Raw genomic sequence first — 26977 nt, 5'->3', positions numbered from 1 at the left:
CCTCCAGAATTGGCCCAAGGGATTCCTTCGGATGGATTCATGCGAAAAGATATAAGATTCAGAAATTTAGATTCGGAGAGAGTATATGAATTCCCAAATTAGTCCCTTGGTTCGCATCGGCGTGACCATTCTATCTTGTTTGTTTTTGTTGGTTTGTTCCGACAAAAAGCCATCCCAGTCCAACTCAGCATTACTTGGCTTAGTTGGTATTGACGAAACCCAAACCACAACTGAAACTGGAACAGATCAGTTTTCTAGTTCTAGTTTGAGCCGTGTTGTAACGCCAAATCTCGGTTCGTCGCCCTATTTAGTAGGAGTTGGAATTTCTGATATCACTGGCCCTGCCGCTGAAGTTGGAATGATGGGATTTGCGGAAACGGCTCAAAAGACAGAAGGGATTTATATGCGCCTTTGGTCAAGAGCCTATATCATTGGAGATGCTTCCAAACGTGTGGTGTTTGTAAGTGCTGATTTAGGAATGATCTTTCAATCCATCAAACAAGCTGTAAGTAAAAAAATTGCAGCGGACCAAGAACTTGCTCCGTATTATTCCGAGGCGAATGTTTTGTTATCAGCCACTCACACGCATAGTGGTCCTGGTGGGTATTCCCATTATTTTTTATACAATGCAACAACTTCTGGTTTTATCAAAGAAAACTTTGATGTGATTGTGAATGGAATTTATAAGTCAATTAAATTGGCTCATCAAAATTTAGTCCCTGGAAACGTATACATCAACCAAGGGGAGCTAACGGATGCTAGTAAAAACCGCTCCGCTATTGCCTATGACAAAAATCCAATTAGCGAACGTAATTTTTATACTTCCAACGTTGATCAAACAATGACACTTCTTAAATTAGTGGCCGCTGACGGCAGGGAACTTGGAATGGTGAACTGGTTTGCCGTACATCCAACCAATGTGGGACCAACGAACAAACTCATCGGTGGGGATAACAAAGGATTGGCTTCTTATTTATTTGAAAAAAACAAAGGGACCAATTATACAGCAAACCAAACCTTCGTGGCTGCTTTTGCTCAGTCCAATTCGGGTGATGTGACTCCGAATTTATGGGGCCCTGCAGATGGTGTAAATGATTATGCAAGACAAAATACCATCGCAGACAAACAATACCAAAAGGCAATGAGCCTTTACCAATCAGCGAATACCCAAGTTTCAGGGTCAGTTGACTTTCGACATACATATGTTAATTTCTCGAATTTGTATGTGAGCAGTGTGGGAACCACTACTTGCCCTGCAGGTATGGGAGCTTCCTTTTCTGCAGGAAGTGTTGAAGATAATGCAGTGTCCGTAGATTTTTTTGATGAAGGAACCACTGTTGATTCTTTGGATTGGAATTCCAATGCAGCTGATGCCTTTAAAGCTAGTTTTCTTGGTGGAGCCCTTGGGGTTTTATGGCCTAGTTCTGTCAGTGAATCGTATAAACTTTGTCATGCGGAAAAACCAGTTCTCATACCTACAGGAGTTGCAAGTTTTGATGGAAATCCTTGGACTCCACCAATCATCCCAATCCAAATTGTGAAAATTGGCAATTTATCAATCCTTGCGATCCCTGCAGAAGTATCGACGATGGCTGGGAGAAGGATTCGTTCCCTAGTAAAAAACATTTTGGAAAATGATTACACTGTTGTTGCAGCACTTTCCAACTCCTATACATCGTACCTCACAACAAGAGAAGAGTATTCCTCTCAACAATACGAAGGAGCTTCGACTCAGTTTGGCCCCAATACTTTAAAAGCGTATGAACAAGAGTTTGGAAAACTTGCGGTGGCTCTACGGAATGGGGCATCGGTTCCAAGTGGACCAACACCTCCTGATCTGACAAATTACCAAGTTACACTCCAAACAGGTGTTGTATTTGATGATGTCCCACTCTTCAAAAGTTTTGGAAATGTTTTCACACAACCAGCTCCAACATATACAAGTGGTGCAAAAGTAACGGCTGTTTTTTGGGGTGCACATCCGAAAAACAATATGTTGATTGGAAGTAGTTTTGTTGATATCGAACGCCAAACCGGTTCCACTTGGACGGTAGTGGCACGTGATAACGATCCATCCACAACGTACAAATGGCAAAGGGACGGGATCGCATATTCAAAAATCACTGCAACTTGGGATACAAAATCGTATCCTAAAGGTACTTACCGCATAAGGCATCGTGGGCACTGGAAATCAGGTTGGACTGGAGCCATCAGTGCTTACCAAGGGGTCACAAACAACTTTACGATCCAATGATCATCTGAACATTCAACTCGCCTGGCCTGGAAAGGGTCAGGTATTTTTCTTTGCAACGGGATTGACTGGCTGAGATTCCGTAAGATGCTCGTACTATGGATAAATTGGTAGACGCATCCCTCTCTCCTGACCTTGCATCAAGGCCATTTAAATTCACAAGTAAACAAGGAAGGAACCGCCGCGCACAACTTCTATCGATTGCGTTTGAACTCTTACGAGAAAAAAATCCAGAAGAAATCAGTTTTGCTGATATTTGTAAAAAAGCAAAAATTCCTAGGCCATCTGCCTATCATTTTTTTCCAAACGTAGAAGCCATCTTCCATGGAATTCGTTTGTTACATTCAGAAGGTGTGGTTGAAAAACTAATCGCTTTAAAAAATGAATCGTTTCAAACATGGAAAGAATACATTGAAAAATCCATTGATGTTGCAGTAGAAGTCACCAATTCCGAAATCGCGTTTCCGAGGCTCATTTACGGGTATCGTATGAGTAATCCTGAAATGAGACTTGTTGGCCAAGAGTTGGATGCCAAATTAGCAAATCTCACCAAAGAAGGATTAGTACAAAAATTCCAATTGAATGATCTAAATGCTTTAGACCAAGTATTTGGCGTTGCCATTTCCATCGCTGACTCACTTTTAAAATTATCATACCGAACCTATGGTGATTTTACTCCTTGGATGGTGGGAGAGGCAAAAAAAGCGACTATTTCTTATTTGCTTAATTATTTCCCAGAAGACTGTGAAGTAAAACAATAATTAGGTTTTCATACCATTGTATGCATATTCAGTAACGGTTTGGATGAATTTTTCCATTTCGTTCATATCATTTTTCATTTGAAGTCTACCTTCTAAAAACAACATCGCAATCCCATGGATCATTGCCCATGATGCCAAAGTTTTTTCTCTGGTTTGGCCCTTCTCAAGATAACCTAAGTTTTGGCCCATTCGAATGATCTCATGCAATTGGCGATAGGTTCTCCTGGATACAGAGGACAAAGTAGGATGTAAATTTGTCTCAACTCCCATACCACCAAACATAATCCTTGCGAACTGACGATTGTTCATAATGAATTGGAAGTAGGTCCAACCTAAGGCACGGTATCGTCCTTTAAAATCTTTATCAGTTTTTTCTAGTTCGATTTGATAAGATTCAAAATACTTTTGAAATCCTATCTCTGCAATTGCAGAGAATAACGCATGTTTGTTTTCAAAGTGATGGTAACTTGCAACGTGACTCACACCTGCTTTTGCAGCTACCTTTCTGAGTGATATTTCTTCGAGTGAAGTTGTTTCCAATAACTTCACACCAGCCTGTATCAAGGCTTCACGAACATTAACACTGTTTAATTTGTTCGGACGGCCAACTCGCAGAGTTTTTTTTGAATTCCCTTTTGTTTTTTTTGTCACCATCTTAGGTCATTTTGATTCCATTTTGGTAATTTGAATAGCAGATATTTACCGTTGGTAATTTATTGGTTGTTTGTGAATTGCGATATATTACCATTGGTAAATTATTTCATATTTGAAGGAAATTTTATGAACCTAGCATTTTCCCCGATCCAATTAGGAAATCTTACCTTACCCAATCGATTTCTCATGGGTTCCATGCATTTAGGTGTGGAAGGCGAAACAGGTGTTGCAAAACGAATGGCAACCTTTTACAGCAAACGGTTTGAAGGCGGAGTGGGAATGATTGTGACGGGAGGGATCAGCGTAAACGAAGAAGGAAAAGGATCCAAGTCGTTCTTTCAATTTTTAGATCCTAATCATGCAAATGAATTAAAATTAATGAACGAAGCGCTTTCAGGGAAAGGAATTATGTGTGCGCAGTTATTCCATGCGGGACGTTATGCCTTTGATCGAAATTGTGTGGCTCCGTCTGCGATTAGAGCACCAATCAATCGTTATGTTCCGAAAGAATTGTCAGAAGAGGAATGTTGGCGCACCATCGAAGATTTTGGTCGATCGGCAAAAATTGCTTACGAAGTCGGATTCGGTGCGGTGGAAATTATGGGGAGCGAAGGTTATCTATTGAATCAATTTTTTTCACCAGTGACGAACCACAGAAATGATTATTTTGGCGGAGATGCCAAACGTCGTATGAATTTTTCCATAGAAGTTTTACGGGTCGTGAAAAAAAATCTACCGGAAGGATTTCCAATTGTTTTCAGAATGTCTGGAATTGATTTGATACCAGGCAATCCAAGTTTTGAAGAAGTGATCGGATTATCAAATGCCTTACGTGATGAAAAAGTTACGGCACTTAACATTGGAATCGGATGGCATGAATCAAGAGTTCCTACGATTAGCCAATTGGTTCCAAGAGGAGCATGGGTTCCCATTGCTCGTCGAATCAAAGAACAAACACCAGGTGTTCCCATCATAGCATCTAACCGAGTGAATGATGTCTCAACGATCAATCAAATATTTTCAGAACAAAGTGTTGATATGATATCGATGGCACGTCCCTTTTTAGCCGATCCCTATATTGTTCAAAAATTACAAACCAATCAATCGGAACGAATCAATACGTGTGTAGCATGTAACCAAGCTTGCCTTGATCATGCCTTTCAGGAAAAACATGTTTCTTGTATTGTGAATCCTATGGCGATGAATGAAGAGAAGTATGTGATACAAAAAACAGATAATCCTAAGAAGGTCTTGGTCATTGGAACAGGTCCTGCTGGACTTGAAGCCGCACGAGCTTCAAAAGAACTGGGACATGATGTTACTATTTTTGAAAAACGTGATCAAATTGGAGGACAGTTCCAATTGGCTTCAAACATTCCGGGAAAATCTGAATTTAATGAAACCATTCGTTATTATAAAAACGAACTAAAAGAAATTGGTGTGAAAATCCAATTGAAACAGGAAGCTACGATTCAAAGTATACAATCGCAAAATCCAGACGTTGTGATTTTTGCAAGTGGAGTAGTTCCAAGGGAATTTCATTTAAAAGGTTTGGAACATTTACCTTACGGAAGTTATGCGGATTATCTAACGGGAAAATTTATTCCTGGGAAACGGGTCGCAGTGATTGGAGGTGGTGGGATTGGTGTTGATGTAGCACACCGCTTGACCGAAGATCATGATCCCACATTAGAATCGTACAACAAAAAATACAATATCTCTTCCTTTACAAATACAGTTGTACAAAAAGAATCTGTGAGTCGAAAGGTAGCAGTATTTCGTCGGAACGGAAAACATGGGGCAGGACTTGGACCTACCACATTTTGGGCACTTAAACAAGAGTTAGAATCAGTTGGAGTTGAATTTTACCAAGGACTTAGTTATAAAGAAGTTACAAAGGAGGGACTCGTTGTAGTTTTTAAAAATGGTGAGGAGTTTTTGTATCCTTGTGATTCTATAATTTTATGTGTCGGACAAGAAAAAGAAAATTCATTGTATGAAGAATATTCAAAAAACTTTCCAAACCAAAAAACAATTCTCATTGGTGGAGCCAAAGATGCTCGAAACATAGACGCCAAACGAGCCTTTTACGAAGGAATAGAAGCAGCATACAGCATATAAGGAGTCAGATATGATCGCTAATAATTATTTTTCAGATGATAAGGATTTACAGTTAATTTTCAACCAATTGATCGATTGGGAAGCTATTGTAAAAGAAGTAGAAGGGGAAACCTTTTTCGACCACAAAATTTATACCGAAACCAATAACAATCGATATGAGATGGCACCTTCTTCTTTTGAAGAAGCAATGGAATTGTATACTTCCAGTTTGGATGCGATGGGAGATTTTTTTGGGAAGGATGTATCTCAGAAATCGCAAATCATGGATCGCAATGAACTCAAATATGAGAATGGAAAAGTAATTTTCCCGAAGGAAACAGTTGAAATTTACGAAAAATTCCGAAGTACAGGGCTAATGGGTTATTCATTGCCAAGGGAAGCGGGTGGTTTAAATTTCCCAGCCACAGTGGGTGCATTTTATGCAATGATTATGGCACGAGCTGATGTTGCATTTTGTATGACAACAACCCTCCTTAATTTGGCACAAATCGTATCAAGGTTTGGAACAAAGGAACAAATTGAAACCTATGCAACAAAAGCGGCAACAGGTGAATCTCTATTTGCAATGTCACTCACCGAACCTGACTTTGGTTCCGATTTGAATAGTGTTCGAACCGTTGCTGTCAAACAAGAAGATGGATCATATCGACTAACAGGTACAAAACGCTTTATTTCGCAAGGTTGTGGTCTCGGTGAGTATCCTGCATTGCTATTGACTTTAGCAAGGACAGGTAAACCAGACGGTGGAGCGAGAGGCCTTTCTGTTTTTTTAGTGAAGAGTACCGATATTACGGTTGCTGGCATCGAAAAAAAGATGGGATTACATGGATCTCCTACTTGTGAGATCGTTTATGAAAATAGTTACGGCGAAATTTTAGGGGAAGAGGGACTTGGACTCACTCGTTACACAGCAGGAATGACTAACTTTATGAGGCTTGTGAGTGCCTCTGGTGGTTGTGGAGGAGGGACTGCAGCTTATTATGAATCTTTAAAGTATTCAAAAGAAAGAAACCAATTTGGAAAACCAATCTTTGAAATCCCAGCTGTTTATGAAATGGTGAATAAAATCAAACGAGAGACAAATGCCATGAGGTTACTCACTTTGGAAACAGCTCGTGTGATTGATATGTACCAACACCACCAAATTCGTATGGAAAAAGAAGGTGTAGCCGATAGAGAGATTCGAAAGGATGAAAAAGTAAAATATTGGTCTACACTTGCATCCATCTTAACACCAATTGCAAAGTATTACAGTTCAGAAGAAGGGCACAAATGTACGAGTATCGCCGTACAGGTATTTGGTGGCGCAGGTTATACAGAAGATTATGATATCTCTCGAATGTTTCGTGACTCAAGAATCAACACCATTTATGAAGGAACATCCCAAATCCATGTCCGAATTTCGACAGGAGCGATCCTTGCTGGAATGGCAGGGGATGGAAATTTTAGAAAGTACCTGACTTCATTGAAGGAGGAAATTCCAAACCCTTCCTCTTTTTTACTCGAACAAGAATCCTTATTGGAAAAATCAATTTTAGAAATGCGAAAGATTGAATCCGAATCTAGAAAAGAAACGGTAGCAGAAAATTTAATGATCCAAATGGCTCGCTACCTTTGCACTTTGTTATACGAAAAAGCAATTCCAAAGATCAAAGATGAAAATGATAGAGATATTTGGGAAAAGGATTGCCGATCCTATGCAATCGACAGTGCGGCGACGGCTCAGTCTTCTTTGTATCGCATTCAATTTTTTGAATGAATCTAAAAATTTATTTGGAAAAAAATTTCGGAAGGTCTTGACTGCGACGAGAATTTAACTCAAAAATATGAGAGAGGTTTTTCAATGAAAAAAATGATTTTGGTTTTGTCAATTTTTACCTTCGTAACAACAAACATTCTGTTTGCTCATGATAAAGAGGGACATGGCAAAAAGTCTATGGCCCTCGGACATTTTAAAAAAATGGATGTTGATGGTGACAATAAAGTATCAAAAGAAGAATGGCAGAAATTCCATGATGCCCATTTCCTCGAACTTGATAAAGATGGGGACGGCTCTGTTTCTTTTGATGAAATGAAAGCGAAACATTCAGAGAAAAAGGATAAAATGAAGGAAAAAGCAAAAGAAAACGGGAAACAAGGGAAAAAGAAAAACAAGATGGAAGATACTGAATAAGTTTTCCGAAGGGGAACCTTTTTTGTCATCATTTCCTTCCAGGGATAAGGGAATTGAGATGGAAAGGGTTCTTTTTTACATTATTTTCCAAATGTAACTAATATTTTGAAACCTTTCTTTCGATTGACCTACTCATTCATTAAGAGTGTCATTTAACCAATCAAAGCGAATGAAAGCCAAAAAAGCCAAACAAAAACCCGTAGCCAAAAAAAAGAAACAGATCGCGAAGAAAAAACAAAAACCATTCATTGAGAAAAATAAAAAATTTAAAGGATCACCATCGAAATCCATAGTTTCTAAAAGAGTTCCGGAAAAAGAAACCAGTTCCCATGTAAAAGAACTGATCGATACCGTTCATGAATATTCGATAGGGCATGAAATTGCAAATTCAGTGACACATGGAATTGGAGGTGGTCTTAGCATTGCTGGACTCTCCATTCTTTTGACGATGGCGGTTCTTTATGGAGACATTTGGCATGTTGTGAGTTCAGCGATTTACGGTGCGACGTTAATCATTTTATATTTAGCATCCACACTCTACCACGCAATCTATCACACAGCAACAAAAAAGATATTTAAAGTCATCGATCATGCATCTATCTACTTATTGATAGCGGGAACCTATACTCCTTTTACGCTTGTTAGTTTGCGTGAGAATTCTGAGTGGGGATGGTATCTATTTGCGATCATTTGGCTTTTAGCCTTTTTGGGTGTAGGATTACTTTTATTATTCCCTGGAAAGTTTAGTGGGGTCCGAGTGGCTGTTTACATCATTATGGGTTGGCTTGCAATTTTTGTGGCAAACGATATTCGCGAAGCGATCGGAGTTGCAGGTATGTCCTGGCTTGTGGCTGGTGGGCTTAGTTATACATTTGGTGTCATTTTTTATTTATGGGACAGACTCCCATTCAATCACGCAATTTGGCACTTATTTGTATTGGGAGGGAGCATTTGCCATTTTTTCGCGATTCTATTTTATGTGATCCCTTCCCACATAAAATGAAAATTCTATTTGTCAAAAAATTTACACTCACTAAAATTTTCCTCCTTGTGTACCTTTTTTTGGTGCCTAAGTAGGAGAATATATGAGAACATTGGTCACGTTTAGTTTTGCGATGTTGGTGTTATTTTCATCAACGGCTGTGTTTGCGGATGATTGTTTTTTGTGTGGGAGTGGAAGCACAAACGGTTGCCAACAATGCCGAGGAAAAGACAGAAAGGCTTGCGAAGAAAAAGGATGTAAAATTTCAGGAACTTCTTCCTGTTCTACTGCTGCCAATGTGAAAGTTTGCAAAGTGGACAGATCGTACGATGACCTTACCATCGTTGGAACCAAAAAACAAAATCTCCAATTCCAATCTAAATTGAACTAAACGAATGTTCAAATACCCACTGTATTCTTACACAGTGGGTATTTTTATATTACCTTTCACTCGTCACATCGATCACAACATTCCCTTTTTTATGGCCTGCTTCAACATAACGGTGAGCATCTACCATTCTTTCTAAAGGATAATTCCGATCAATATTCACCTTGTATTTTCCCAAATTGACCAAGCTGACTAAAAATTTTAAATTTTCTAACGTCTCTTCTATTGGTCCAAAATGGACATTGAGTCTTTTGATGAGTTTGAGAAATAGTGCCTGAAACATTTGTCGAAATGTTGCTCCAACAAGAACCAAGTTTCCATTTTTCTTCAAATACTTTAAATTTGATTTGATTTCCGTTTTCCCAACACATTCATAAAATACATCATATAAATTTTGATTTGAATCGGCGAAAAAGGTTTCGTAGTCAAAGGTTTCGTTTGCACCTAAAGATTTCACCAATTCAAAGTTAGCTTTGCTACAAACAGCAGTGACATGTGCTCCTAAATGTTTTGCCAATTGGATAGCAGAAGAACCCACCGAACTGGAAGCTCCATAGATAACGACCTTTTGGTTATTTTGAATCTGGCAACGATTGATGAAATCGAGAGCAGTAAGCCCTCCAAAAGAAATTCCAGCTCCTTCTGCAAATGACATCTTGTCTGGAAGTTTTATGATCAGTGAATTTTCTTCCACAATGGTATATTCAGCATAAGCTCCCATTTTGATCCCTTTTGAACCAAGGACTTTGTCACCCACTTGAAAAGAAGTGACTCCTTCCCCAATCGCATCAACTACCCCAGAATAACTAAGTCCTAAGATTGGATTTTTAGGTTTGAACAATCCAAAATACAAACGAGCAATTTGTGGGTCCGGTTTTCTCACTCGCCAGTCACCTGAATTTACTGCTGTTTTCACAATACGAATTCGAATTTGTATTGATTTTGGAATGGGAATTTCCCATTCCTCTAATTTTAAAACTTCTGGTGGTCCATAATTTCTGTAGGTGATGACTTTCAAAGAGGGTTCTCCTAAATCAGAAAAATACTTACAGTGTAAGTCTGTCAATGAAATTTATTTCTGATTCATTTAGAAATTTGTATGGTAGAGTAGCGATTTTTATGATAGATCTATTGTAAACTTTCGTTTTGTTAGAAGGAAATTGTTCGTATTGGTCAGCAAAAAAAAGGATCAGAAAAAGAGAAAAACATTAACAAAGGATTTGCTCATCCAAACCGCCATTCAGTATGCAAATCGAAACGGTATCGATGCCCTTTCGATGAGAAATTTGGCAAACTCATTGGGAGTGGAGGCAATGTCATTGTACAATCATATCCAAAACAAGGAGGAACTACTCGATGGAATGGTTGAAGATTGTGTAAAACTTTTTTATAAACCAAAACTGGATAAAGATTGGAAAAAAGAATTCAAAAAACGTGCGTCTTCAGTAAGAGAAGTGCTTTTGAATTTTCCTTGGCTTACGGTTTTACTCGTATCAAGGGTGAATGTGGGCGAACATATGTTAAAGTATTTTGATCAAAGTTTAGGTTGTTTGGTTAGTGTAGGGTTTTCATACAAACAGGCAGATCACATCATCAATGCAGTCGATAGCCATATTTACGGTTTCACACTGCAGGAATTAAATTTCCCATTTAATCCTGAAGAGTACGAATCCAAAGCAAAAGAATACCTACCAATGATCAGTGCAGAAAATTTACCCTATTTTTATCATTTATCAATGGAAGTCGCCAATGGAAAATACAATGGAATCCATCATTTTGAATTTGGTTTGGATTTAATTCTAAACGCACTAAATCCAAACCCTAAAAATAGAAACCGAACTTAAATTGCAAATACCGTTTGGAAGGTGAAAAAACTTGCATTAGGTTTGAAGTCATACCTTCGGTACGGATCTGTTTCGTAAGGATTATTTTTTTGATTCCTGATTGCATCTCCTGCATACAATGAACTTGCACCAAACCAAAAGGATACATTTTCCCATGGAGTGATGATATAAATCAAATTCACCTCTGTTGCGACATGTTTGCCAAGTTTTGGACGATTTGGATTGTAAGCTTCTGTATTATAAAAGTCTTCTGTAGACGCTGTTTCACCCGTTGCTCTACTTACTGGCACATAATTGTTGTTATCGTAGTAACCATCTTGGAGTTTCACTTTGTAATACCAATGTGGGTTAATGATAAAAGTCCCCCATTTGGATGATTCATATTTGATATGTAAGGAATAATCTTTGATATTTTGCCAAAATACCAAACCAGAGTTTCCGTTGCCTGCAAAAGGAATGGCTCCACCAGCCATCCTTCTTGTGGCAAACAAAGGATTGTAAGTGGCCACACTTCCATCATTTCGATTTGGATCACCCGATGCCTGTACGTATTGGATTCCAATTCGGAATTCTTTGACTGGAGTATAACCTAACTGAGCGGCTACGATATTTGCTTTGTATCGGACGGGTTCTGAGTGTGGTGGTGGTTCGCCTGTGATTCGATTGGTTTTTAAGGCTCCGTTTTGGTTGATCCAATCAGGTGATACCCTTTCTCCTGTGAATCCTGTTTGCCAAGCCGCCTCGACCATCCAATCGATACCAGTTTCTTTTGGCAGGGCATTCCCCTTCGTGCGATTGGTGAATCGAATGCCAGATGTATTCAATTGGTCTGGGTCGCGGTAATAGATATCTGACCCATAAGGTGTTGTATTTGTTGCTTTTTGTCGTTGTTTGTATAAGGTAAAGTTGTAAACTTCGATTCCTAACCACTCCCATGGTTTGATTCCATAATGGGCACCGTAATAGGATGCATTCCCTGGTCCACCTAACCTGGTTGAGTTATTTGAGATAACACTATTTGCATTATTTTCGGAACTCACAATTGCACCAAACACATCAAAAGTCTGTTTTTGAATGGTGACCGTCGCACGCACGGCATCGAAGGAGTTGCCATTCAAACTATCATTCCTTGCTCCAACGATACGACCATCACCGAAGTCTAAAATTTGCCGACCAGTTCGCACCCGGAACATTTGGTTCGTTGTTTTCAAATCCAGAAATGCTTCGCGAAATCCAGTGTAATTATTGAGAGGAACTTCTCTTTGCCTTGATGTATCAATCGTCGTCCCACCATTGGAGATCACTCCAAGTCGTTGGTCGGAAGCTCCAGAGACTACTTCACCACCCCACAATCGCACATCTTGGAATGTAAGTTTAAATGTGATGTTAGGTGAAACATCTCCCACAAGGTAAAATTGAGTTTGGTTACTCACGGTATTTCGGATATCGGATGTGGAACGATCAAAGTCCGTATTATATAGGGAGTCTGCTTTTGGACGGATTCCAAATCCAACACGGAACCTGTCGGCAAACCACAAACTTTTATTTTCTTGGATCGCCTTCTTTTGTTTGTTGGTGATTTGAAAACTTTTGAAATATTCACCAGCTAAATTGCCTTTCATTGGACTAACATACTCTGGTTCTTCGGGGGGAGCTGCCACCTCTTTTGGTGATTCGGGAGCTGGTGGTGCACTAGGATTCACTTGTGCGGGAGGAGGAGGAGGTGGCGGTTCCGGAACCACTTCCTTTTTTACGGGAGTGATGAACTGAGCGTGTAAATTCCCTGCTGTCATGATGAAAAGGATTGGTATGAGTAAAAATCCAAGTTTTGTTTGGTGGTAAACTCTGTACATTTGGTACTCCCTAATTTTTGCCAGTGGATTGGAATGGACTTAGGTTTCTATCGATAATTTTTCAATTGCGTAAGACACCTAATTTTTGGATTGGTATTTGTACAATTTTTTGTGAAAATTGCCTACTATTTTTTTTAGGTGTCGGGACAGAGTTTAGTTCCAAGAGAATCGCTAAAATCTGCCTGTTTTCAGGAAATTGGCTCCGAATATTTGGTTTACTTCGCATTGTAACGGAAAAATCATTTCCTTAACCTTTGTATGCATTCGCAATTTTCGGAACACTTCCTACCTCTGCTCCAAAAGATAACAACAGAGAGCGAATGGGAATGGATTCAGTCGGTATCTCATTTGGAAACAAAAGGGCTCATGACTGCCTTTGTAAAAGCACCTCGTTTTTTATCCAAAACAACAATCCAAAATTCAGTAGCTTCAGAAAACCTGATTCCTTCCCTTCCTGGTTTTCAGGTAAATGGTTGGGACCTGGTTCGTCTAAGTCGCGTTTGGTTTTTAACTCATTTTGCTTCATTAACAAAAGATGAATTTGCAAACATCATTGATACTTTGTTTGATACTGCTGAATTAAACGAATTGATCGCACTTTACTCCGCATTACCATTATTGCCTTATCCAAATCTCTGGCTTGCAAGAGCAATTGATGCCGTTCGTTCGAATATGGGTTCAGTATTTGATGCGATTGCAATCTGTAATCCCTATCCTTTCCATCATTTCCCGGAACTTGCATGGAATCAATTGGTCCTAAAAACGATCTTTAATGAAAAACCAATTTTTTCGATTTATGGACTTGGTAAACGTAGGAACAAGGAATTAAGTCTGAGCATTATCGATTATGCCAAGGAGAGGTGGGCGGCCTCACGCACAGTTCCTTTTCAAGTTTGGTACTTGGTATCTCCCTTTTTGAAAAAAGAAGAATTCTCTATCATCGAAAAATTACTTGGATCGAAACACGAAGGGGAAGTGGTTGCAGCTTGCCTGATTCTTTTTGAATCCAATCACAATGAAGCAAAAGATTTACTTAGAAAATATCCAAAATATGAAATAGAGATCCAAAATGGAAATCTAAATTGGTCTAACCTTTACGTATAACTATCTTTATGTGTGAAAACAAAAAAAATTTAGAAAATCCATCACATTTTGAATCGCAATTGAATTCAAACGAACAAGAAACCCATGTTGACTTGAAATGGGATGATTACAAAGAAAAAATCAAAGGATTTAAATTTTTTGATCCGCACATCCATATGGTTTCGCGTACTACAGATGATTACCAAAATATGGCCCAAGCTGGTATTTTGGCTGTGATTGAACCTGCTTTTTGGGTTGGGCAACCAAGGACAGGGCTTTCAACATTTAAGGATTATTACAGTAGTTTGGTTGGTTGGGAAAGGTTTCGATCTTCTCAATTTGGAATTAAACATTATTGTACAATTGGACTTAATTCAAGAGAAGCAAATAACGAACGTTTAGCGGACGAAGTAATGGAAATTTTGCCACTCTATATCTACAAAGAAGGTGTTGTGGGGGTAGGGGAAATTGGTTTTGATGACCAAACAGAATTGGAAGAAAAATACTACAGGCTACAATTGGAATTGGCAAAAGAAGCAAAATTACCAGTTCAAATTCATACACCTCATCGAGACAAAAAACGTGGAACAGAAAGGAGTATGTCAATTGCACTTGAACATGGATTGGATCCATCTTGGGTAATTGTTGATCATAATAATGAAGAAACCGTAAAATCTGTGTTAGATCAAGGATTCTATGCCGCCTTCACCATTTATCCATTTACGAAAATGGGAAACAAGCGGATGGTCTCGATTGTCGAAGAGTATGGTTCCGAACGAATCATGGTTAATTCTAGCGCTGATTGGGGGATTTCTGATCCCCTTGCCATTCCGAAAACAGCCGCCCTGATGTTAGAACGTGGCATTTCCAAAGAGACCATTCAGAAAGTTACTTATGAAAACGCCATTGAAGCATTTTCCAAAAGTGGTCAAATAAAGGTTTCTGATTTTGAGATTGGGCTTTCATCTGATCCAACTGAAAAATTTTACGGAAATTCAGTATTACGTGGTGGCCAAATCCCTAAACAAAATCAAAATTCATTATACATAGAATAAATGTTGATTCGCCCCACCTTACAATTATTAAGACCTGCCAACCTTGTCACCGCTGTCGCTGATATTCTTGCCGGAATGTGTATTGTTTCCTTTCATTGGAATGGGTTTTCGTATTTATACTTAATCGGTGCCAGTGTTTCGTTATATGCAGGTGGCGTAGTATTTAATGACTATTTTGATCGAAAGATCGATGCCAAAGAAAGACCGGAACGTCCAATCCCAAGTGGAAACGTTTCAAAAGAATTTGCGTTTTTATTGGGAACGACCTTACTCATGATTGGTGTTGCCTTTGCTTTTTTATACAGTTGTACCAGCTTTTTTGTTTCACTGCTCATCTGTTTTTTTGTTCTATTGTATAATTATTATGCAAAACATCATATTGTTTTTGGTCCACTCGTGATGGGTTTTTGCCGTGGATTGAATTTGGTATTCGGTATGACTTCGGTCTCGGAGATTCCGGAATTGAGTTTCTATCTATCAATTTTACCTATCGTGTACATTGCAGCCATTACTTTGGTCAGCCAAAACGAAGTTTTGGGTGGTGGAAAATCGAAGTTAAGGATCGCATCCTTTTTGTTTGGCGGGGTATTCTTCGTTCAGATATTTTTGTCCTTCCTTAACGGAAACTTACTCACCACGTTACCTTTTGTATTATTTCACATCAGTTTATTGTTTCCTCCCTTATTGAAAAGCATGCAAGAGCCAAGTCCAGAACAGATTCGTAAGACGGTAAAAATGGGTGTATTGACTTTGATCGTACTCAATGTAAGTTTTGCTGCTAGTTTCGGAAATCTTGTTGTAGCGATATTAATTTTAGCGCTTTTACCAATTTCTCTTGGGATTGCAAAAGGATTTGCAGTCACTTAAGTTTATGAATGAAGAATTCCCAAACAAAATAACTTCCGAATTCCAAGTATCCTTTCGGTATGAAGTTTTTTTCACTCAACATTTGTTTGATTCTGAAAATGTATGTTTAAAGGATTTTTTTGATCATGATGGATTGTCTGTATCAGAAAAAAAAGTATTGGTCGTCACCGATGCAGAGGTTGTGAAGTACCATCCACATTTGATTTCTGAAATTAAAACTTATTTTCGAAATAAGATTCCTCATTTGCAACTCATAGAACCAATCTTAAAGATTGTTGGTGGTGAAGAATGTAAAAATCAAACCGTCCATTGGGAAACCATCGTATCTGCGATCAATACCTATGGTGTTGATCGCCATTCCTATGTGATGGGAATTGGTGGAGGGGCCATTTTGGATTTAGTGGGTTATGCAGCGGCGGTCTCCCATAGAGGGATACGATTGATTCGAATCCCAACAACTGTTTTATCCCAAAATGATTCGGGTGTAGGTGTCAAAAATAGTATTAACTTTTATGGCAAAAAAAATTTTTTAGGAACCTTTGCACCGCCTGTTGCTGTGTTTAATGACTGCCATTTTTTAACGAGTTTAGAAGAGAGAGATTGGCGGTCTGGGGTTGCGGAAGCGATTAAAGTAGCATTGATTAAAGATAAACTATTTTTTGAATGGCTTGAAACCAATTCTGATTCTTGCACCAAGCGGGAGTTAAGTGTTATGCAGTCTCTTATTTACCAATGTGCCAATTTACACATGTCACATATTTCCAAAGGAGATCCTTTTGAATTTGGTTCTTCTCGTCCACTTGATTTTGGACATTGGTTTGCCCATAAATTAGAGTATCTCTCTAATTTTTCGATCCGACATGGGGAAGCTGTTGCTTGTGGGATTGCACTTGATTCCATTTATTCAAATTTGATTGGATTGCTTCGCACGGAGGATTTAGATAGGATCATTCTATTACTCAAAATATTTGGATTCTCGTTTGATCATCAAGCATTAGTCGAAAATGGGTATAAGAATTTACCCAGTGCTTTAAGGGAATTCCGGGAACATCTTGGTGGAAAACTTACACTTTTGATGTTAAATGGCATTGGTTCTTCTACCGAAATTTATGAAGTCAACGAACCACTTTTACAAACAGCATTTTCACGATTGTTAGAAATGAAATGAAAACAGAATTTGGTCACCTAACGTATTGTACGAATATCCATCCTGGTGAATCATGGGTTGATCATTTTCAAGAATTACGGATCCATTTGCCTCTTATTAAAAAGGAAATTTCTCCAAATCAACCAATGGGAATTGGACTCAGACTTTCCAATGAAGCTTCTCTCTCTTTAATCGAAGAAAATCAACTATTGGAATTTCAGAATTGGTTGGAACAAGAATCATTCTATGTCATAGGCATCAATGGATTCCCTTATGGTGGGTTTCACACAGATGTGGTCAAAGAAGCTGTTTACCAACCAGATTGGTCGGATCAGAATCGAATTGAGTATACCCAACGTTTATTCACCATCTTAATGGAGTTGTTACCAGCTAACGAAGAAGGTGGTGTATCCACTGTACCTCTATCATATTTATATTTCGACACAAACGTAAATGATCGAAATGTACGTAAAAGTAAATCAACAGAACAAATCATACAAACCCTCCTAACTTTGATTCGTATCCAAAAGGCAACAGGAAAAACCTTACACTTGGATATCGAACCAGAACCTGATGGAATGTTAGGTTGCTTTTTGGACTGGGTCATTTGGTATACTTCTGATCTTCTTCCAGCTGCATTTCCTGTTTTAATGGATGAATTTGGATTTGATTCCCAATCCGCAGAAGAACAGACCAAAAATCATATCAGACTTTGTCTCGATGTTTGCCACTTAGCAGTGACTTATGAAGTGAATCCGTTTCTGTTTTCTGAGTTAAAACGATTAGGGATCAAAGTTGGGCGTATCCAAGTGAGTTCTGCTTTAAAGGTAAAGTTTCAAGAGAATGTTGGGGAATTACTACATTCCTTAAAACCATTTGATGAAAAAAAATACCTCCACCAAGTTGTTGCGATTACGAAAGATGGAGAAAAGAGATCGTATCGGGATTTAAATTTAGCATTGGATGCGGGTGCAAACAGGTTGGATGAGTGGAGGATTCATTTTCATGTTCCTATTTTTTTGGAAACTTATGGAACATTTTTATCCACACAAGAAGAATTGAAACTGGTATTAACCGAACATAAAAAAGATCATTTGAGTCATATTTTAGAAGTGGAAACATACACATGGAATGTTTTGCCAAAGAACTCTCAATTGCCAATTGACAAATCCATCATCCGTGAATTGAAATGGCTAAGATCATTTTTAGAATCAAATTCTCAAATATAAACTATGAAATCTACAAAACAAAAATTCCATAAAACGGTTGTAATCGATGTGGTTGGATTATCCCAATCAATCCTTTCACAATACACACCATTTTTAAACGGCTACTTAGAGAAACGAAACAAAACATACATCAAACCAATGTTACCTGCCGTCACAACAAGTGTACAAAGTACATATCTTACGGGGAAGTGGCCAAATGAACATGGAATCGTTGGTAATGGTTGGTATGATCGATCCGATTCTGAGATTAAATTTTGGAAACAATCAAATCACTTGGTGGTTGGTGAAAAAATTTGGGAAAGGGCAAAAAAGATAGATCCCAGTTTTACCTGTGCAAAAATGTTTTGGTGGTACAATATGTACTCATCTGCAGACTATTCTGTTACACCAAGGCCACAATATCATGCTGATGGTATCAAAACTCCTGATTGTTATTCAAATCCTCCGGAACTTCGTGATGAACTTCAAAAAAAATTCGGACAATTCCCTTTGTTTCATTTTTGGGGTCCCAATACAAATATTAAGTCAACCAAATGGATTAAAGATGCAACTCTTTATGTAGACAGAAAATACAACCCAACACTCAGTTTGGTTTATTTACCTCACCTCGATTACGGATTACAAAAGTACGGAAATGATACCAACAAACTAAAAAAAGAACTTTTGGAATTGGATGAGGTCTTAAAAGAATTAATCACCTATTATGAAAGTCAAAAAACTAAAGTGGTCATTTTATCTGAATATGGAATTTCAAATGTTTCAACACCAATTCATATCAATCGGATTTTACGTGAAAACCAATTATTAGAAGTAAGGAGAGAACGGTGGTATGAACATTTAGATCCAGGAGCTTCAAAAGCATTTTCAGTTTCTGATCACCAAGTGGCTCACATTTATTGTAAAGATGCTTCCGTTGTCCAGAAGGTAAAACAGATCGCAAAACAAATCAAAGGTGTAGATTTGGTTTTAGACAAAAACGAACAAAAACGATTTCAGTTAAATCATAGTCGATCCGGTGACTTAGTTTTGGTATCAAAAGATGGATTTTGGTTTACTTATTACTATTGGTTAGACGAAAAAAATGCACCAGATTACGCACGTTTGGTGGATATCCACAGGAAACCAGGTTATGATCCAGCTGAGTTATTTTTAGATCCAAAAAAGAAAATGGCAAAACTTAGGGTGATTTTAACCCTGCTTCGCAAAAAGCTAGGCTTTCGGTATTTGATGGATTTTATCCCACTCGATGCAACGCTTGTCAGAGGTTCACATGGTAGGATCCCAGAAAACCTTGATTTTTACCCCATTTTATCTACGGAAATCCCACTTCCCAAGAAAGAAATTTCTGCTATAAAAGTGTACGATTTCATTTGGGATCAGATGACCACGAAGATTTAAATGTTTGACTCGTACCCATAGAAATCGTTCTTTTTAAAACAGTGTCCGCAGAAGATATCAAAATTGTAACATATTCCAAAGGGGCAGCCATAGTTGTCCAAAATTCCATTAATACGGGAAATTTTTTCATTGTAAAGTCCGGGCGAGTTGCCGTTGATTCAGAGCATATCGTGGTCGACCACGAACTTGCTTTTTATGAGGCAGGGGATAGTTTTGGATTGGTTTCTGCTCTCACCGAACATCGATTTCTTGTTACATTGTTTGCTGATACCGATGTGGAACTTGTACAGATTCCCATTCGCCTCCTTGGTTCTTATTTAAAAGAACGGAAAGAGTTGGCCATGAAAATCTTGGGCCTTTATTCGAGAGAACTGAGAACACTACAAAAACACCTTTCCAAAGCCAATAAACCGGCCGACAGGGAATACCATCCAGAAAGATTGGTACAGAATGCACGCACATACCTCACTTGGCAAAAACCAGGTTTGGCCGCTTATTCGTTACAAGCATTTTTGAAATGGTCAAAAGAGAACAACTCAACTGACAGTGTTCCCGAAGCTTTAGAATTATATAAATCTGTTGGAACTTCTTATAAACCTTTCCAATGGGAGAATATGCAATCCACTTTGGAAGCGGGAGAGATCCTATTTGTCGAAAGTGAAAAAAGTAATGAGATCTATGTTGTATTAGAAGGAAATGTAAAACTGTTTGGAATTGTTCGTGGATTCGAATACGTCATCGATGTCCTAGGTCCAGGTGAAATTTTTGGTGAGATGTCTCTTATTGACAATGCACCAAGAATGGCCTCTGCGATCACAGAAACCAAAAGTAAGATTTTACGAGTCACTCCTGAAAATTTATTTGAGTCGGTTGGCCCTTCTTTATTACAAAAAATCTTTGAAAGCATTGCGAGAAGGATTTGGTTTTCTCACCAGAGGCTTGTCATATTAAGATTAAAAACTCCTGTCACAAGGTTGTATGCTTATTTGTATAATTCAATTCGTGACCAAGACATTCGTTTGGGGAGAAATTTGGATGTTAGTTTGTCTACCCCTCATACCATTTATATCCAAATGGACGAACTTTGTAATATGTGTGGCATCATCAAACTCAAACAAGAAAGTATCGATGAATTCAAAGCGGACACAAACCTTGTGATCGAACCAAATCGAATTACGATCAAAAGTCGGAAACGATTGGAGGAAAAACTAGGTCACTTTAAATCGAAAGAAGGGCAAATTGTTGCTTAATCCCCTCTAAAATGAGTATGAATTTTTCTAAAATTGTGATTTAGTTCGGTGATGAAAAAGTTTTTCGTTTATTCTTTGGCTTTGTTTTACATTTTTGCGGGCGCAAACCATTTTTTTTCTCCCGAATTTTACTTGGAAATGATGCCCGATTATTTGCCATTTCATGAATTGTTAAATGTCACAAGTGGACTTTCAGAAATCACGTTAGGCCTTTTGGTTTTGTATGAACGTATGCGAAAATTAGCTTGTTTCGGAATCATACTCTTGTTACTTGCGATTTACCCAGCGAATATCAATATGTTGGTGGAAGCTTTAGAGGGAAAAGATTTTGGTTTCCCAATTTGGGCACTTTATGCAAGGTTACCGTTACAATTTTTATTCATCTATTGGGCTTGGGCTGTAAGAGATGTAAAGTTTTCAGAACAAGACATGGATCACAAGGTTTAAATCTGAATGATGAAAGATCAAAAAGGAAAACCGAAAGAGGCTACTAAAAAGATTGGTCAGTGGACGTTTTTATCGAATCACTCTCATGTTTTGATTTGTTTGAGTAAGGACCCAGAAATGCGCCTAAAAGATGTGGCAGTCCTCGTTGGAATTACGGAACGCGCCGTACAAACAATTGTAAAGGATTTGGTGGATGCCTCCATTTTACAAAAAAGTAAAGATGGAAGGCGTAACCAGTACATCATCCAAACCGATCAAAAACTCCGCCATCCATTAGAAGCAAATCATTCGATTTCAGAATTATTGAAATTAGGGAAGTAACTTTCTATTCGCTTCGTATCAAAAGTTTTTTTCTAGTCTGATGACTGCCGAAACCACTTTTTCATTAAAAGGAACTGGAACACCAAGTGATTTGGCAACTTGGATCACTTCGCCATTGATAAAATTAATTTCTGTTTTACGTTTGTGATCCAAATCTTGCACCATAGAAGTTCTGATTTTAAAGTATTTCAAACCAAGGACTATGAGAACCAAATGGCGAATCCATTTTGGAAGTGCATTTTCTCCATCACCTAATTTTTGAATGGGAAACGAACCGGGGACTACTTCCTCTTCTACTTGTAGTTTTTTCATTATTTTTTTGATTTCAGAAAGAATCTCGATGGCTTCGTTTCTGGATTTCCAATTCAAAAATAACTCCCCCAAACTAGATTGTTTTGAAGCAGCAAGACCGTTGATGATTGCATTGATTGCGAGTTTGTGCCAACGAAAACCTTGCAGACGTTCGGTGAGAACAACTGGAATCCAAGGTTCCAGGAATTGATGCCAACTTGGATCCGGTTTTTTCCCGATTGCATCACCCAAAATCAAACTTCCCACATTGGATTGATAATATGATCCATCCGAAAGGACTTGTGTGTTCCAACCGACGACACCACCGATGATTTTGTCTCTAAGAGAAAGAAAATGATTTTCTGGCAGACCATTCTGAATGAAAATCCATTTTCCATCTGCTTGCAATAAGTGTTTTGTATTCGTGGTGTAATTTTCCAAGGATTGATTTTTACATCCAAGGAAAATATAATCAAAGGGCATAGTGGCAGAGTCGACCATCTGTAAGTGATTGGTAAGGTTGAGAACTGTAGTCTTTTGATTCGGACCTTTGAATCGAATGGGTGTTTTTAAATTTTCCATCCTTGTTTTGTCTTGGCATAGGATGGTGAAGGGGATGCCATTTTGGTATAACGCGTGTAAGATGGTGACTGTGACAGAACCAATGCCACAAAAAGCGATGGTAGGAGATTTCATTTCCCTCTTAGGGTAATGACAAGTTTTGCGTTTTCCAGTTGTTTTCCAGTTTTCTGAAAATAACTTTCTTTAAGCTCGGAAAGGACTTTTTCTTCCAAGGTTTGGTTCAGCTCAATGTCCACAATTTCACCGGAATTTTCATTCAGGGCGTGGTGGTGTACATCTGTGTTCGAATCGAAATGTGTGACACCCGATTTGAGTTCCAAAGTCCCGAGAAGTCCTTTTTCAGCGAATAGTTTTAGGTTATTGAAAATGGTCGCCCGAGATGCATGTGGGAAGTGGGTGTTTACCAAATGGAACACTTCCTCCGCAAACAAATGTTGGTGTTTCTCAAGGAGGAGGTGGGCCATTTCCAACCGTTGCGAGGTAGGCCGAATCCCATGAGATTCCAATAATTCTTTTGTTTTCTGGTAACTTAGATCCATTCCGTTCACAATTTCCCTCCTCTTGGATATTTGTCAATAATTAGACTAAGTCTAAAAGGCTAAACTAAGCGAAAAACTTTTGATCGGCGGTTCCTTTCGAATGGAATTCACTATTTTCACTACAATTCATTGGGAATTTACGTAAAACATAGGCAATTGGATCCGTGATCTCTCAGGATCTCTGCCAGGGGAAAAGAACAATGGGTTTTTCAAAGCATCAAAAATGACGCTATTTTGGAATCCAATGGCTTTGGAAATTGTATCGTATAGTTAGCATAAATTAGGTGATGATTCCTGAAATTGATTTTTACAGCGAGTGTAAAAATCTCCTTTATGTTTGGTTTTACCAGATAAAAAAATCCTTGCACTCCCGAGATTTGGCAATCTAATCCTCACGGTGATTCTCAGAAATAGAAACAATCGAGTTGGATTTGGAAAACAAGGGATCCTTAGCCAAAGAACTGGGAATCTAGCTTATCTAGTAAATGGGTTAGGACAGAAACCTTGTTTCCGATTGTTATTCATTCTGGTGGGGCTTTGTGCGGCTCTTACTTCGGTTTCAGCTGAAGTCAAATCACTGGAAGAAGGTTGGACATTCCAATTGGAAGGGGAACTCAGCCCCAAAAAAATCCAAGTAGGTGTTCCACTTGTGAACCAAGGTTATCAAATACCCCTTCGAGGAAAATACCACCTAACAATACCGATTTCAAATTTCCCTGATTCATCCGTTTCAGTTTATTTAGACCGAATTCACTCTGCAGACCAAACGTTTTGGAATGGAATCAAAATTGGTGAAACGGGAAGTTTAACACCGAACTATTACGCATATTGGCATAAGGTTCGTTATTATGAAATTCCAAATTCCCTAATTGTTGTTGGGGAAAATCATTTGGAAGTTCTTGTTGAATGCCGTGAATCTGAATTTCGTTGTGGGATGTTTCGCTCCATCCCACTCTTCGGTACACAAAATGAAATCAAAGACAAAATGATTTATGAAGATGTGAATCAGATTGTTATGGCTGCATTATTTTTTGGAATTTTTTTACAACAAGCGATTGGTTATGCTCTCAATCGATCCTCTAAGTCGGGATTGTATCTAGCCGGAACAGCCATCTTCTTTGTTTGTTGGCGATTGCCTGTCTTAAATAAAATCCACTTTTTGGGAATCCACCCCGAGATCCTTGTTCGACTTTTGTTTTTTTGCCAATTTATTTTCCCCGTATTTATCATGTTATTTGTTCATACTCTTTTTGATCGTAAGATTACAAAAATTGCTTTTTTAACTTTTTTCTTCGATACTGTTCTGGCACTCATCCAACTTTTTGAGATGAATCCCGACCAAAGATTTTATTTTGTTTATATTTGGTATGTCTTACTTGGAATCAAAGTACCCATTTTAATAGAACTATTGGCAAAAAATTATAAAAAATCGACTGAAGCCATTGTTGTTTCTTTAGGTGCACTCGTTGCAACCTTCTTTGGAATCGCTGATGTATTAACAGATGTGATCACTGGAAAAAATGCATATTTAACACAATATGGAATCTTAACTTTTTTGTTTTCTGGTGTCCTTGCCATTGCGATCCAAAGTTCTCGTACAAAAAGAGAGTTAAGAAATTTAAACGAATCCTTGGAAATGATTGTCACCCTCCGTACCCAAGAACTTCAGAAACAATATAAAATCCTTCATGATGATTTGTTGATGGCTGCAAGTTTGCAATCCAAACTAATTCCACCGATGGAATTCAAACATTTAGATTTAAGTGTTACATCTGTTTTTATGCCAATGGAAAAAATTGGTGGGGATTACTTTGATTTTTTCATCCATGATGATGGAAGCATAACATTCATTCTTTGTGATGTATTGGGGCATGGGATTGCTGCAGCACTGATTGCCAGCATGTTAAAGGTAAATTTTTTAGAAATTGCCCCAAAATTGAAAGACCCATCCTCATTTTTACATGAGTTAAATGCAAAAATGTTACCAGTCGTTGAAAAAAACTATATCACAGCTGTCGCAAGCCATTTTGACTTAAAAAAACGGATGTTATCTTATTCAGTGATGGGCCATCCAAGTCCTTTCCATATCAATCGGAAAGACGGCACCTTAAATCCGTTATCTGGTAGAGGCCCCATCATGGGTTGGAAAAAAGATGTTCAGTTGGAAAGTTTTTCGCATTCCCTAATCTCAGGAGATCGTTTCTTTTTTTATACCGATGGGATTACGGAAAGTCATAACAGAGAAAAGGAAATGTTCGGAGAAGTCCGATTAAAAGAAACACTTTTGGAAGGAATTTTGCTTTCTCCAAAGGATTTAAACGAAAAAATCAAGAACCAAATTAAAAATTTTACTTTTCGATTGTCAGATGATGTAACATACTTTACGATCGATTTCTTATGAAAGTAGGATTGGGAAAGTTGCGTTTGCGAACCGTTCTAAACTTAGGTGTTCGCAAGCAAATGGATTTGCAAACATCTGTTCGTGTGCAACTTGTCAATTTAATCGCTGTTCTTGGAATCGTTTCCAATTTTCAATATTCTGTTTTATTTACATATGTCAATGCACCCAATTTTTGGATCATGAATGGCATTCATTTTTCAGTAATCATTACCCTTGTATACATCTTATATCTAAACTACAAAGAAAAATATTCTTTAGCTCGTATCATAACAGTTGTTACAATCACAATTCCAGTTTTTTTTGCATGCGTGATAAGTTTTGGAAATTCATCTGGGTTTTATTATTATTTTCTTGTATTTGCCCTTTCACCTTTTGTCATTTTTTCTTATGAAGAAAAATTCTGGATCTTATTTGTATTTTTATATAATAATTTATTGTATGTTTGGTTTGAGTTTTTTGGATCCCCTGGAGTGTTTGCAGAAGGTACATTAATTTATGACGAGTCAGTACAAGAACTTTTTCGTGTAAACTCAGTTGTATCCTGTTTGTTCTTTGTGGCTCTTATCATGTTTTATTTTTTAAGAAACACTAATCGAATCCAAAAAGAGATGATTCGTACGAATGCGCATAAGGATCGAATTTTTTCTATTTTGGCTCATGATCTAAAAGGTCCCATTGGAACAATGAATTCTTTTTTGGGTTTTTTAACGGAAACAACGCCCGATAAGGATGAGCTAATTGTCGCTTTAAAAGAACTCAAAAAAAGTACAAATCAATCCTACTTAGTTTTAGAAAATTTATTAGATTGGGTTAGGAGTGAATCAAAGAAGATTCCGATCAATTTAGATTCCGTAAATCTTTCCAAAATGATTCAGAATGCAAAGGAGATTTTAAATTTGCAAGCAAGTGATAAAGGCATCCAATGGGAACTGCAGGTACCAGCGAATGTGTTTGTCCACTGTGATGAACGTATGATAAGCACTGTGATACGAAATCTATTTTCGAATGCCATTAAATTTTCTTTTCCTAATGCCAAAATCAATGTAGCAGTGATCCAAGATCCCAATTTTGTCGAACTCATCATTTCGGATTCTGGGATTGGAATGTCAGTCGAACAAATCCAACAAATTTATGCAGGGAAACCATTTCCTACCACCTTTGGTACCCAAGGAGAAAAGGGTACAGGCCTTGGGTTACTCGTTTGTTCTGAAATGTTAAAAAACCAAGGTTGTATGATGACTTTGACAAGTTCTCCAAATATTGGTACAAAAATCAGAATTCAAATTCCTACTTCTTTGTAATTTGATTTCTTTTTTTCAAAGATCCAGTCCAATCATTGA

24 protein-coding genes are annotated in these 26977 nt (G+C 38.0%); 19 read left to right on the top strand and 5 right to left on the bottom strand.

Annotated features, from left to right (window positions below):
* Positions 1-85: 85 nt before the first annotated feature.
* Both EHQ62_RS02170 and EHQ62_RS02165 read left to right on the top strand, forming a co-directional pair.
* Complete coding sequence (locus EHQ62_RS02170; protein ID WP_135640604.1) at positions 86-2254, top strand: neutral/alkaline ceramidase; 2169 nt, start codon at positions 86-88, stop codon at positions 2252-2254.
* Positions 2255-2349: 95 nt separating this feature from the next.
* Complete coding sequence (locus EHQ62_RS02165; RefSeq protein WP_135640603.1) at positions 2350-3012, top strand: TetR/AcrR family transcriptional regulator; 663 nt, start codon at positions 2350-2352, stop codon at positions 3010-3012.
* Here the strand turns inward: EHQ62_RS02165 and EHQ62_RS02160 are convergent, their stop codons facing one another.
* Positions 3013-3666, bottom strand: a complete 654-nt coding sequence (locus EHQ62_RS02160) for a TetR/AcrR family transcriptional regulator (protein ID WP_135640602.1) — start codon at positions 3664-3666, stop codon at positions 3013-3015.
* A 126-nt stretch (positions 3667-3792) separates the two neighbouring features.
* Between EHQ62_RS02160 and EHQ62_RS02155 the strand changes: the two genes are divergently transcribed.
* The 5 genes from EHQ62_RS02155 (at position 3793) to EHQ62_RS02135 (ending at position 9333) form a co-directional block, all read left to right on the top strand.
* A complete protein-coding gene (locus EHQ62_RS02155) occupies positions 3793-5787 on the top strand; it encodes an oxidoreductase (RefSeq protein ID WP_135640601.1) in 1995 nt (664 codons plus the stop codon).
* Between the two features lie 10 nt (positions 5788-5797).
* The gene (locus EHQ62_RS02150) at positions 5798-7546 is read left to right on the top strand and encodes an acyl-CoA dehydrogenase family protein (protein ID WP_135640600.1); all 1749 of its coding nucleotides are present in this window, start codon (positions 5798-5800) and stop codon (positions 7544-7546) included.
* Between the two features lie 84 nt (positions 7547-7630).
* Positions 7631-7960, top strand: a complete 330-nt coding sequence (locus EHQ62_RS02145; RefSeq protein WP_135640599.1) for an EF-hand domain-containing protein — start codon at positions 7631-7633, stop codon at positions 7958-7960.
* Positions 7961-8129: 169 nt separating this feature from the next.
* Positions 8130-8963, top strand: a complete 834-nt coding sequence (trhA, locus tag EHQ62_RS02140; RefSeq protein WP_135640598.1) for a PAQR family membrane homeostasis protein TrhA — start codon at positions 8130-8132, stop codon at positions 8961-8963.
* 82 nt (positions 8964-9045) lie between these two features.
* Positions 9046-9333: a hypothetical protein gene (locus tag EHQ62_RS02135; RefSeq protein WP_135640597.1), complete on the top strand. Its 288-nt coding sequence runs from the start codon at positions 9046-9048 to the stop codon at positions 9331-9333.
* Positions 9334-9382: 49 nt separating this feature from the next.
* Here the strand turns inward: EHQ62_RS02135 and EHQ62_RS02130 are convergent, their stop codons facing one another.
* Complete coding sequence (locus tag EHQ62_RS02130; protein WP_208720600.1) at positions 9383-10348, bottom strand: NAD(P)-dependent alcohol dehydrogenase; 966 nt, start codon at positions 10346-10348, stop codon at positions 9383-9385.
* A gap of 151 nt (positions 10349-10499) precedes the next feature.
* Here EHQ62_RS02130 and EHQ62_RS02125 point away from each other — a divergent pair, with 151 nt between their 5' ends.
* Positions 10500-11174 carry a TetR/AcrR family transcriptional regulator gene (locus EHQ62_RS02125; RefSeq protein WP_135640595.1) on the top strand — a complete coding sequence of 225 codons (675 nt, stop codon included), beginning with the start codon at positions 10500-10502 and terminating at the stop codon, positions 11172-11174.
* Here EHQ62_RS02125 and EHQ62_RS02120 read toward each other — a convergent pair.
* The gene (locus tag EHQ62_RS02120; RefSeq protein ID WP_425269518.1) at positions 11171-12967 is read right to left on the bottom strand and encodes an alginate export family protein; all 1797 of its coding nucleotides are present in this window, start codon (positions 12965-12967) and stop codon (positions 11171-11173) included. The genes EHQ62_RS02125 and EHQ62_RS02120 overlap by 4 nt on opposite strands.
* A 318-nt stretch (positions 12968-13285) precedes the next feature.
* Between EHQ62_RS02120 and EHQ62_RS02115 the strand changes: the two genes are divergently transcribed.
* The 9 genes from EHQ62_RS02115 to EHQ62_RS02075 are packed head-to-tail and all read left to right on the top strand — an operon-like array spanning position 13286 to position 21824.
* Positions 13286-14131, top strand: coding sequence for an EboA domain-containing protein (locus tag EHQ62_RS02115; RefSeq protein ID WP_135640593.1), 846 nt, complete (start codon positions 13286-13288; stop codon positions 14129-14131).
* Between the two features lie 8 nt (positions 14132-14139).
* On the top strand, positions 14140-15165 hold the full coding sequence (locus EHQ62_RS02110; RefSeq protein ID WP_135640592.1) for a TatD family hydrolase: 1026 nt from the start codon (positions 14140-14142) through the stop codon (positions 15163-15165).
* Positions 15166-16032 (top strand): UbiA-like protein EboC, encoded by an 867-nt coding sequence (gene eboC, locus EHQ62_RS02105; RefSeq protein WP_135640591.1) that lies wholly within the window; start codon positions 15166-15168, stop codon positions 16030-16032. It abuts the gene before it with no gap.
* Between the two features lie 4 nt (positions 16033-16036).
* On the top strand, positions 16037-17200 hold the full coding sequence (locus EHQ62_RS02100; RefSeq protein ID WP_135640652.1) for a 3-dehydroquinate synthase: 1164 nt from the start codon (positions 16037-16039) through the stop codon (positions 17198-17200).
* Positions 17197-18408 (top strand): metabolite traffic protein EboE, encoded by a 1212-nt coding sequence (eboE, locus tag EHQ62_RS02095; protein ID WP_135640590.1) that lies wholly within the window; start codon positions 17197-17199, stop codon positions 18406-18408. The genes EHQ62_RS02100 and eboE overlap by 4 nt, the downstream gene beginning before the upstream one ends.
* Positions 18409-18411: 3 nt before the next feature.
* On the top strand, positions 18412-19806 hold the full coding sequence (locus EHQ62_RS02090) for an alkaline phosphatase family protein (protein ID WP_135640589.1): 1395 nt from the start codon (positions 18412-18414) through the stop codon (positions 19804-19806).
* 41 nt (positions 19807-19847) lie between these two features.
* Positions 19848-21056, top strand: a complete 1209-nt coding sequence (locus EHQ62_RS02085) for a Crp/Fnr family transcriptional regulator (RefSeq protein ID WP_135640588.1) — start codon at positions 19848-19850, stop codon at positions 21054-21056.
* A gap of 51 nt (positions 21057-21107) precedes the next feature.
* Complete coding sequence (locus EHQ62_RS02080) at positions 21108-21503, top strand: DoxX family protein (RefSeq protein ID WP_208720599.1); 396 nt, start codon at positions 21108-21110, stop codon at positions 21501-21503.
* A 6-nt stretch (positions 21504-21509) separates the two neighbouring features.
* Positions 21510-21824, top strand: coding sequence for a winged helix-turn-helix transcriptional regulator (locus tag EHQ62_RS02075; RefSeq protein ID WP_135640586.1), 315 nt, complete (start codon positions 21510-21512; stop codon positions 21822-21824).
* A gap of 18 nt (positions 21825-21842) precedes the next feature.
* On the opposite strand, the gene EHQ62_RS02070 is transcribed toward EHQ62_RS02075, so the two are convergent.
* Positions 21843-22811: a ketopantoate reductase family protein gene (locus EHQ62_RS02070; protein ID WP_135640585.1), complete on the bottom strand. Its 969-nt coding sequence runs from the start codon at positions 22809-22811 to the stop codon at positions 21843-21845.
* Positions 22808-23236 (bottom strand): peroxide-responsive transcriptional repressor PerRA, encoded by a 429-nt coding sequence (gene perRA / locus EHQ62_RS02065; RefSeq protein ID WP_135640584.1) that lies wholly within the window; start codon positions 23234-23236, stop codon positions 22808-22810. The genes EHQ62_RS02070 and perRA overlap by 4 nt, the downstream gene beginning before the upstream one ends.
* A gap of 529 nt (positions 23237-23765) precedes the next feature.
* Here perRA and EHQ62_RS02060 point away from each other — a divergent pair.
* Positions 23766-25637, top strand: a complete 1872-nt coding sequence (locus EHQ62_RS02060; RefSeq protein WP_425269517.1) for a PP2C family protein-serine/threonine phosphatase — start codon at positions 23766-23768, stop codon at positions 25635-25637.
* A 23-nt stretch (positions 25638-25660) separates the two neighbouring features.
* Positions 25661-26938: a sensor histidine kinase gene (locus EHQ62_RS02055; RefSeq protein WP_244241593.1), complete on the top strand. Its 1278-nt coding sequence runs from the start codon at positions 25661-25663 to the stop codon at positions 26936-26938.
* The last annotated feature ends 39 nt before the right edge of the window (positions 26939-26977 follow it).

The sequence above is a fragment of the Leptospira jelokensis genome, from assembly GCF_004769635.1.
GTDB classification, from domain to species: domain Bacteria; phylum Spirochaetota; class Leptospiria; order Leptospirales; family Leptospiraceae; genus Leptospira_A; species Leptospira_A jelokensis.
This window is presented reverse-complemented; position numbering and strand designations above follow the sequence as displayed.